6 protein-coding genes and 2 pseudogenes are annotated in these 7,804 nt (G+C 56.5%); 5 read left to right on the forward strand and 3 right to left on the reverse strand.

Annotation, left to right across the window (positions count from 1 at the left end):
- Positions 1 to 379 (forward strand): annotated as a pseudogene (locus tag EN850_RS33230) (hypothetical protein); the annotation flags it as partial.
- A gap of 164 nt (positions 380 to 543) precedes the next feature.
- On the opposite strand, the gene EN850_RS33235 reads toward EN850_RS33230, so the two are convergent.
- Complete coding sequence (locus EN850_RS33235) at positions 544 to 2,175, reverse strand: pyridoxal-phosphate dependent enzyme (RefSeq protein ID WP_127308890.1); 1,632 nt, start codon at positions 2,173 to 2,175, stop codon at positions 544 to 546.
- Between the two features lie 19 nt (positions 2,176 to 2,194).
- Positions 2,195 to 3,076, reverse strand: coding sequence for a GHMP kinase (locus EN850_RS33240; protein ID WP_127308889.1), 882 nt, complete (start codon positions 3,074 to 3,076; stop codon positions 2,195 to 2,197).
- A gap of 753 nt (positions 3,077 to 3,829) precedes the next feature.
- Between EN850_RS33240 and EN850_RS33245 the strand changes: the two genes are divergently transcribed.
- The 4 genes from EN850_RS33245 to EN850_RS33255 all read left to right on the forward strand — a co-directional run bounded on the left by EN850_RS33245 (position 3,830) and on the right by EN850_RS33255 (position 7,488).
- Positions 3,830 to 4,414 (forward strand): transposase, encoded by a 585-nt coding sequence (locus EN850_RS33245; protein ID WP_210212277.1) that lies wholly within the window; start codon positions 3,830 to 3,832, stop codon positions 4,412 to 4,414.
- A 375-nt stretch (positions 4,415 to 4,789) separates the two neighbouring features.
- On the forward strand, positions 4,790 to 5,170 hold the full coding sequence (locus EN850_RS33250) for a hypothetical protein (protein WP_135897789.1): 381 nt from the start codon (positions 4,790 to 4,792) through the stop codon (positions 5,168 to 5,170).
- Positions 5,163 to 5,333 carry a hypothetical protein gene (locus EN850_RS36640; RefSeq protein WP_167531565.1) on the forward strand — a complete coding sequence of 57 codons (171 nt, stop codon included), beginning with the start codon at positions 5,163 to 5,165 and terminating at the stop codon, positions 5,331 to 5,333. The genes EN850_RS33250 and EN850_RS36640 overlap by 8 nt, the downstream gene beginning before the upstream one ends.
- A gap of 1,057 nt (positions 5,334 to 6,390) precedes the next feature.
- Positions 6,391 to 7,488, forward strand: coding sequence for a pyridoxal-phosphate dependent enzyme (locus EN850_RS33255; RefSeq protein ID WP_127308887.1), 1,098 nt, complete (start codon positions 6,391 to 6,393; stop codon positions 7,486 to 7,488).
- A 185-nt stretch (positions 7,489 to 7,673) separates the two neighbouring features.
- Here the strand turns inward: EN850_RS33255 and EN850_RS33260 are convergent.
- Positions 7,674 to 7,804 (reverse strand): annotated as a pseudogene (locus tag EN850_RS33260) (IS481 family transposase); the annotation flags it as partial.

Consider the following 7,804-nt stretch of genomic DNA (forward strand, 5'->3'; position numbering starts at 1 on the left):
CCGCGAATCTGAAGACGGCCTGGAAGAGTGGCGAGACCCGACCAACGCATCGGCGGCCGTATCGGCGGACCAAACCCTATCCGAAGAGACCCAGCATGTACGAGCCGTTCGAGGCGCAGATCAAGGATGGCTCGAGGAAGAGCCGGCGCTCTCGGCAGCAAGTGTGTTGCAACGCCTGACAAAGATCGACCCCTCGCGCTTTAAGGAAAAGAACCTGAGAATGGTGCAACGGCTTGTGAAGGTCTGGCGCATGGAAATGGCTGGGCTGATCATCCTCGATGGCGGTTGGATGAAGAGCTGGCCGCTATCTCCCTCCGCCGCGACGGATGGAGAAAGGGCCCATGTCGGCCCTATCGCGTTCGGGAACATTCCTCGGTGAGGCAATAGGAGGGGTCACTTCCGGATGTCGCTTGATAGGTAAGGCGCAACGCCCCGGTAAGATAGTGGCTATGAGGCACGCCGGCCCGAAAGCGCTCGCTCGTGGAGCATGGCCCCTCAGGCGAGCTATCTGTAATTTAAAAGTGCAAGCTTCAAACCTTCCAACTATTCTGAATCGAATATGTATTTAAGGATATTTTGAGTGCCAACCGGGCCGCAGTAAGTAGCGCCGGTATCGCAAAAGCCCGACCTCAGGTAAACGTTTCTAGCTGTGAGATTGCGGACGTTTGCTGCAAGCAAGAGGCAGGCGACGGCTGGTCGGTTGACTAAGACCCATTGGACGGCAAGTCTCATTGCTGCCTCACCGTATCCGCTGCGTTGATGTGTAGAGCCCACGCGAAGGCTATGCAAAGTGATCACATCCGGCGGTGCCCACTCTGGCAAAGCCATTTTTTCGCGCAGGACAAAAAAACCGACAGCTTCGTCGCGAACTACAATCGAGAAGGGATGCTCACATTCGGGCCAAGAGCTATTTCGAAGATCCGAGAACACCACTTCCAACGGATCCACAAACTGCTCCTGCTCTGGATCAAGCTTTAAATGGATGACCGCGGCATCATCAAAGCGAGACAAAGCTATTAGCCTCGCACCGCACCCTTCGGAGGGAGGCGTAATCGGCTTGAGGTGCATTGCCCCACTGGGTCTTTTTTGCTTTATCGACTGCGGAGGCAAACGGTTTTCGAAAGATGACCGGAGGGGCGCATACTCCATCGCGCTGGCAAGCACTTGATCGAGTGTTCGCCTGCCCCAGGCAAAATAGGACCAGCCCGTCAATTCCCCCGTGGGCGCGGCAACAGGCACTGGCTGTTCGCGCAACGATTCACGCCATCCAGGGACGGATCTAAGCCAGTCCTCGTTATAGACAGTTTCGATGTAGCGATGCCCCTCATCAGGAAATATGGCGACAACCTTCTTGCCAGGATTCCTCTGAGACCACCAGTTCGCGACCCTATACGCAGCACCACCGGTAGGTCCCATAAATAGCCCATAGTCTCGGTGTAAACGATGAGTCGCATGAAATGCTTCTGCTTGCGTCAGCCAATGTACCTCGTCGAAATGACTGTGATTGATATTGGAGGGAATGATGCTCCGTTCCAGCCCGCTAAGCTGTCGCTTGCCGCTAAGTTGGCCAAATAGAACTGACTTTGGCGAATCAATTCCAATAGTATGCAATCCGGGGAACGGCACTCGTAAGTACCTGGACGTGCCGCACATGGAGCCCCCTGACCCGACGGGGCCCACCAGGCAGTCGATTTTTCCCACTCGATCGATGAGCAACTCCGCTAGCTTCGCGTAGGCGAGCGGATTATCCGGGTTTGAGTGGGGCGCGGGCCAATAGCTGCCGGGTATCTCCCTGAGATACCTGTTCAGCCTTTCCGAGCGCGCCTGTTGAAATCCACCACCGCGCGCTGGCTTGCTGACGACGTCTACGTGCACATTAAGCTGGGCAAGGCGTGTATGAAGGTGCCGATCGAGCGACGGGTCGCTCACTAGTGTAAGTTTGTAGCCATGCTGTGCAGCAAGCATGGCCAAGGCGAGCCCAAAATTCCCTGAAGAAGAGTCACAAATGCTGGCACCTATTTTCAGTGCTCTTTGCTCCACGGCCCGTTCTAGGATAAACCGGGCTGGAAGAAGCTTCATTAGAAAAAAACTGGCGCCATACAGGCCATCGTTCAATTCGATGATTCTAGGGTTCTCGAAATCCACAAGATTGCGCATTAGAGGTTTGCTAGCCACTTTTTACTCCCAGACCGATTCAGTGCCGAAATGCGGAAGGGTTTAAACCTATGTTTCTAAGGTCACACATCGCGAGATCCATGTTTTCGGTGCTCCTTTCCTTCGCCGGGTCGAACATTAAGCCGACAACTGTCCCGCTATGAGCAACTTGTACCCCGAGAGCGCCATGGCGAGCGCCAATCGCTTCGATATCGAACAGTCGGGGCTTGGGGAGGAATCTCTCGTTTATTCTAGCGCTTGCGGTGGCAACTCGTCCAAGCAGACCAACGTCGGAGTCGTCGATCGCTCTACGGAGAAGACTCCGGAGTGGCCGAAAGACTCCGACCTCGAACGGATCGTACTGAGCCGGCTTGAATACAAGAGTGTCAACGGTCTGGTTGGGAGTTGTGTCTATGCTGATGAAGTCGATCGCCGGAAGCGGGTTTCTGAAGGCCTCTATCACGAAACCTTCGCGATGCGAGAAGAGCACCGCTTGCTGGGAAAAGAGCGTCGAATCGCAAGCTGCCTCCGCGCCAACCGCAATTGCCATTATGCGATGAGGTGTTGATTCGAGGTCGAGGTAATTGAGAACGGCCAAGATGCTGGCCAGCACATCAGCGGTAGATGAGCCCATGCCGCGTCCAATAGGGATATTGCTTTTTATTGTCAGACGTCCGCCGATCGAGCTCCGGGCAAAAGTCTTGAGCGTGAGCTCCGCGGCGCGTTTTGCCTTTTGGCAATGCTGCGGGGTGACGGACAACCTCTCTTCGCCGTTATTCTTGAAATTCGCCGTGGACTTGAGGTGGCGGCAAGGAAGCGATATCAGCCCACGGTGCAGACGAGCATTTTGGTCTTCAAAAACGCCTTGAATGAGCTCGCCATGATGGCCGATAGCTTCGCCGCGTCCTTCTGTTGCCCGCATGGTGAACCTCGCAATATATCTGAATACCGGAGTGAGACTTACATTTGCTGCCGTCGATCAAGTCCCGCCGCTTTAGGCGACAAGTGCCATGGGCTCGGGCAATTGCACTGCCCCTCGCGGTACGATGCTATCTGACGCGAATCCGGTTTAACTTCCTTGTGCGCCCGATCGACATCAACGCTGCCCGCAACATCAAATCGGCACATTTCTACCGCCTCACTACGCAAAGTCTCAAAAATCGGGCCAACTGCACAGAGCGACCTGAGAAGATACCTTTCTGTTGCTACTCAACGGCTTACTGAGAAAGTCTGGAGGAGTGATCCCAGATAGCACCTGTCATAGGTGTTACAAAAACAGTAGCGTAGGACCCGTCGTTCTGACCAGTTGTTTGGGGGCTCCGAAGGAATCCAAGAGTCGGCTTCTAACTCCCTCCATCAAGAAGCTCGACGGCAACGCCGAACCTTTCGAGCGCGAACGCCTGCTCGCGGATTCCGATTCAAACCGGCCGGGTATTCCGATTTGAAGCCGGCCACCATTCCGGAATGAAGCCGGCCAGGACTCCGATCAATAACCGGCCACTTTCGAGCGACTGAAGAGCACCACCTGGGTCAGCAACTGCGGCATGACGCTCCTTGTATCGAACAAGGAAAGCGTGATGCCGGCAAAGAGGAAGCTGACCATGAGACAATGGAGACAAATGCTCCGGCTTGGCAGGGACGGGACCAGCGCCCGGGACATCGCGCGACGCTCGGGGTGGCGCGTAGCACCATTCAAGACAACCTGAAGCGAGGGACCACGGCGGGGCTGACCTGGCCGCTGCCGGGCGAACTGACCGACGATGCCCTCGAGGGCAAGCTGTTCGCACGGGCCGGGGTCAAGCAGGGCATGCGGCGTCGCCCTGAACCGAACTGGGCCGACCTTGTCGTCGAGCTCAAGAAGCCGGGCGTTACGCTCCTCATTTTGTGGGAAGAATATCGCGCCGTGCATCCCGGCGGCTATGGCTGCAGCCGCTCGGCGATCTCTTTCGCGGTTTCGAACGGCGGCTTTCGCCGACGATGCGGCAGCATCACGTCGCCGGCGACAAGGTCTTCGTCGACTATTCGGGCACGAAGATCGCCATTGTCGACCCGCGCACCGGCGAGATCCGCCAGGTTCGGGGCCTCCAGCTTCACCTATGCGGAGGCGACGTGGACGCAGACCCTGCCGCACTGGATCGGCACCCATGTGCGGATGTTCCGTTTCTTCGAGGGCGTTCCCCCGCCTGATCGTGCCCGACAAGCTGAAGGATGGACGGTCACGCGATATGCGCCGGTCAGTGACGGATTTGTCGCCTGCTAGCGAGGATGATCATGAACATCGTAGCGCGGCGAGAAGTTAATATCCATTCTGATTTTGCTTCCTTTAGTGTATTATGCGCGAATCATCTTTAGTAACTCAAGAGAGAGTTGCGATGGTTGCTCATGCTTGGCGCATCGGACTGCGGTGTCTCTACCGGAGACCAGTGTTCCACTGGTACGGATCAAGCCAGATACGCCCAGCCTTTGGAACAATCTCCTACCGGTATCTCAGCACCAAGTCGCGCAGATGCTCGCGACTCTGATCCGCCGGATGCCGCCGAACGCGCCAGCGGCCAGGGAGCGGTTTGATGTTGGCTATTCCGAGCAGTCCTGACGAGCGGCTCACAGCCGTCCGACGTTCACAGTTCTTACGTCTATGTGCGCCATTTCCTCAATAAACCAGGTGCGCCACCACCAGGAAAGCGCCGAACTTCAGTACAGTTTGGTGGACCGCGCCGTCAGATTAGGCTGGCCGCCGGATCGTGTCGTCGTAATCGACGAGGATCTTGGAAAATCAGGAAACGGCCAAGTCGAGCGCGGCGGCTTCCAACGGCTCATCGCCGAGATCGGGCTGGCAACGCGGGTCTGGTGGTCAGGCTCGATGCATCTCGATTGGCGCGCAACAACCGGGATTGGCATCAACTCCTCGAGTTGTGTTCATTGTTCGGCGTTATCAACGCCCGATGGCGAGCGCCTCTACGATCCCTGCGCCTATCACGACCGGCCATGGTTAGTGGCTCTCGGGGATCATGAGTGAAGCGGAGTTGCACCAGATCCGCATCCGCCTGAATCAAGGGGAGCGGCAGAAGGCGGCGCGCGGCGAGCTTCGCATACCGCTGGCAGGTGGCTTGACCTACAACCGCCCCGGCCAGATCGTGTTCAACCCTGATGAAGAGGTTTTCAGGCTCGGCTGCGTCTGATCTTCGACAAATTTTGAGAGCTTCAGACCGCGCGACGCGTTATGCGTTATCGGATCGAGCTGTCCGGCGAGAGCATGCCAAAACGATCAATCTCGTCGCCGGACACATCGCCTGCTTGACCTTCACCGAACTCGAACCAAACATCCAAACGACCCAGGTTCAGACCCAGAAAGTGACCGGCTTCAAATCGGAACAGTGGCCGGAATGAAATTGGAATAGGTGGCCGGCATCAGTTCGGAATGCATGCCCGGCTTCGCCGGAATCCGCACTTGCTCGCCGCCCACATGCTACACGTCAGCGTCCCGATGACGCAGATTGCCCAGTGGACGTTCAAAGGCTCGCGCGTCCCGTCACGCCTTGGCGGGACACTAGGCATGACCCGGCCGGTTAAGACGAAGGCGTGGATCGATTTCTATCTCGCGGAGCGTCGGCGCCATAGAGTCGCACTTGAGACTTTGGGTCGAGCTTCCACTTAGCCGATCGGTCTGGCTCTGTCGGCCCAATTAGCGATTGCGATCGTGCTAGCACACAGCAGGCGCCATATTCAGGAAGCGCACCGGCGGGATTGCGGTGCGATAGGGCTGCTTTCAGCGAACGCGGCGCTGGGCCCAAGTCCGCCAAATAATCGACGCGAATAGATCGTGACAGAGGTGTGGAATGGGGCTGGCCGCGGCCAGGCCGAAAGCAAACAAAATGGCTGGAGTCGTACGCACATCGGCCAATCCTTCAAATGCGCTGTAGTTAATTGGATGGGCCGAATAGCGGAAATGCAATCCTCCCCTTCTGCAGCTCGACCAATCCGAATTGGCATGAGGTTTGGGTCATTCAGAGGAAAGCCGCGGGAGCTCTCTACCGGCCCGACTGTTCAGCTTCAATGGAAGGAGCGAAGGGAAAATGCCGAGCGTCAATGCGCTTTCAACGCCGGCATCGTCGCTGACCCAATTAAGCCGCGCGCTAAAGACGCCTCGGCCAGCTGCCTTGTCGTCCGAAGAAGACGGCTCGTGAGGCAGTAGTTCTACCGTTCCGCTATTTCAACATAATGAGGGGCAATCGAATCATGGATCTACCTTCCGTAAAGCTATTTCACCCCGACATAGTCGAAGAGCTTTCCTTCCCAAAGCTCGTGCAGGTCGCGCAAAATCTCGTCGTCGCAAAGTTCGACCTGATGAAATTTACGCCTGCGAAGCACATTCTTGATGCTGCGCTGGCGAGCGGACATTTACGAGCCGGCGGCCGCGTCATTGAAAGCAGCTCTGGCACGTTCGCCTTGGCACTCTCTATCCTGTGTTCGCTATATGATCTGCGCCTGACGCTGGTTACCGGTCCAACGTCGCAAATCGTCCGCTGGAGGTTGGAGAATATGGGCGCAGTCCTACACACGGTCCACGCCAGCAAGAACTGCGAAGGTGGGATACAGCAGGCCCGTCTGGAGATGTTGGCCGAGTTACGCTCATCAATGCCGGACAGTTTTTGGCCACAGCAGTACACAAACCCATTGAATTCTCTCTCTTATAAACCGATTGCGGAGAGAGCCCTGCTGACACAGCCAAAGATTGATTTAATCGTGGGTACGGTCGGCAGCGGGGGGTCGCTCTTTGGAATTGCGTCCGTATTACAACGAGAAAATCCAGACTTAAAGGTAATCGCGGTCGACCATAATAGAAGCGTGATATTTGGTGCCAGGGCCACGCGCATCAGCAAGATGTGTCGGGAGACGTCTGAACAGATTCTGGCGATGGGCGCAGGAATTCCCATGGGCAATGTGAATTTTGAACTCTGCGACGAAGTCCACTGGGTGCCGGTTCCGAAAATGGTCCAAATGGTCCACGATTTCCATCGTCGTACTGGGATGCTTGTCGGGCCATCGAGCGGTGCCGCTCTTGCTGTCGCAGAGTGGCGCGCAGCTCAGGAGCCTTCGCAGTTCGTTCTGACACTTCTCCCCGACCACGGAGTCCGTTATGTCGAGACGGTGTTTAATCCCAGTTGGTTGAACAATTGGAACGAGGACCTTGCTCGTGGTTGGGGGGAGCCAAGGGAAATTTCCTCGCTAGAACAAGTATCGGAGGGATGGTGCCGATTCAAGTGGGATCGGCGTCGATACCGAGATGTCACCGGTAGTGACCCGGCGCCTCGCCCGGCCGGGTACAATCCGTAAGGTGTCGTTCGATACGCACTTTTAGCGGATTTCAGGAAGGTGTGAGAGCGGTTTTGGTTTGCGATTCACACGAGAGCGGCGCGGCATGCGTTATCTGTGCATCAGGTCAGAACACATTGAGTTGATTGAAGGTGCTGGTGCGAGGCACGCCGGGACCCAGAACTCAACATTCGGCAGGCGTTGTGCTAGATGTTTAGTCCCGGCATTTGCTGGAGCGGATCGAGTTTGAAGCGTTCCGGTTGTGACGCCCACGCCTTGCAGATGAACTCGTAGGGCGTAAGGCCTTTGAGGGTCTTGAGCCTGCGACCGAAGTTGT

The organism is Mesorhizobium sp. M8A.F.Ca.ET.207.01.1.1, assembly GCF_004794715.1.
Lineage (GTDB): Bacteria > Pseudomonadota > Alphaproteobacteria > Rhizobiales > Rhizobiaceae > Mesorhizobium.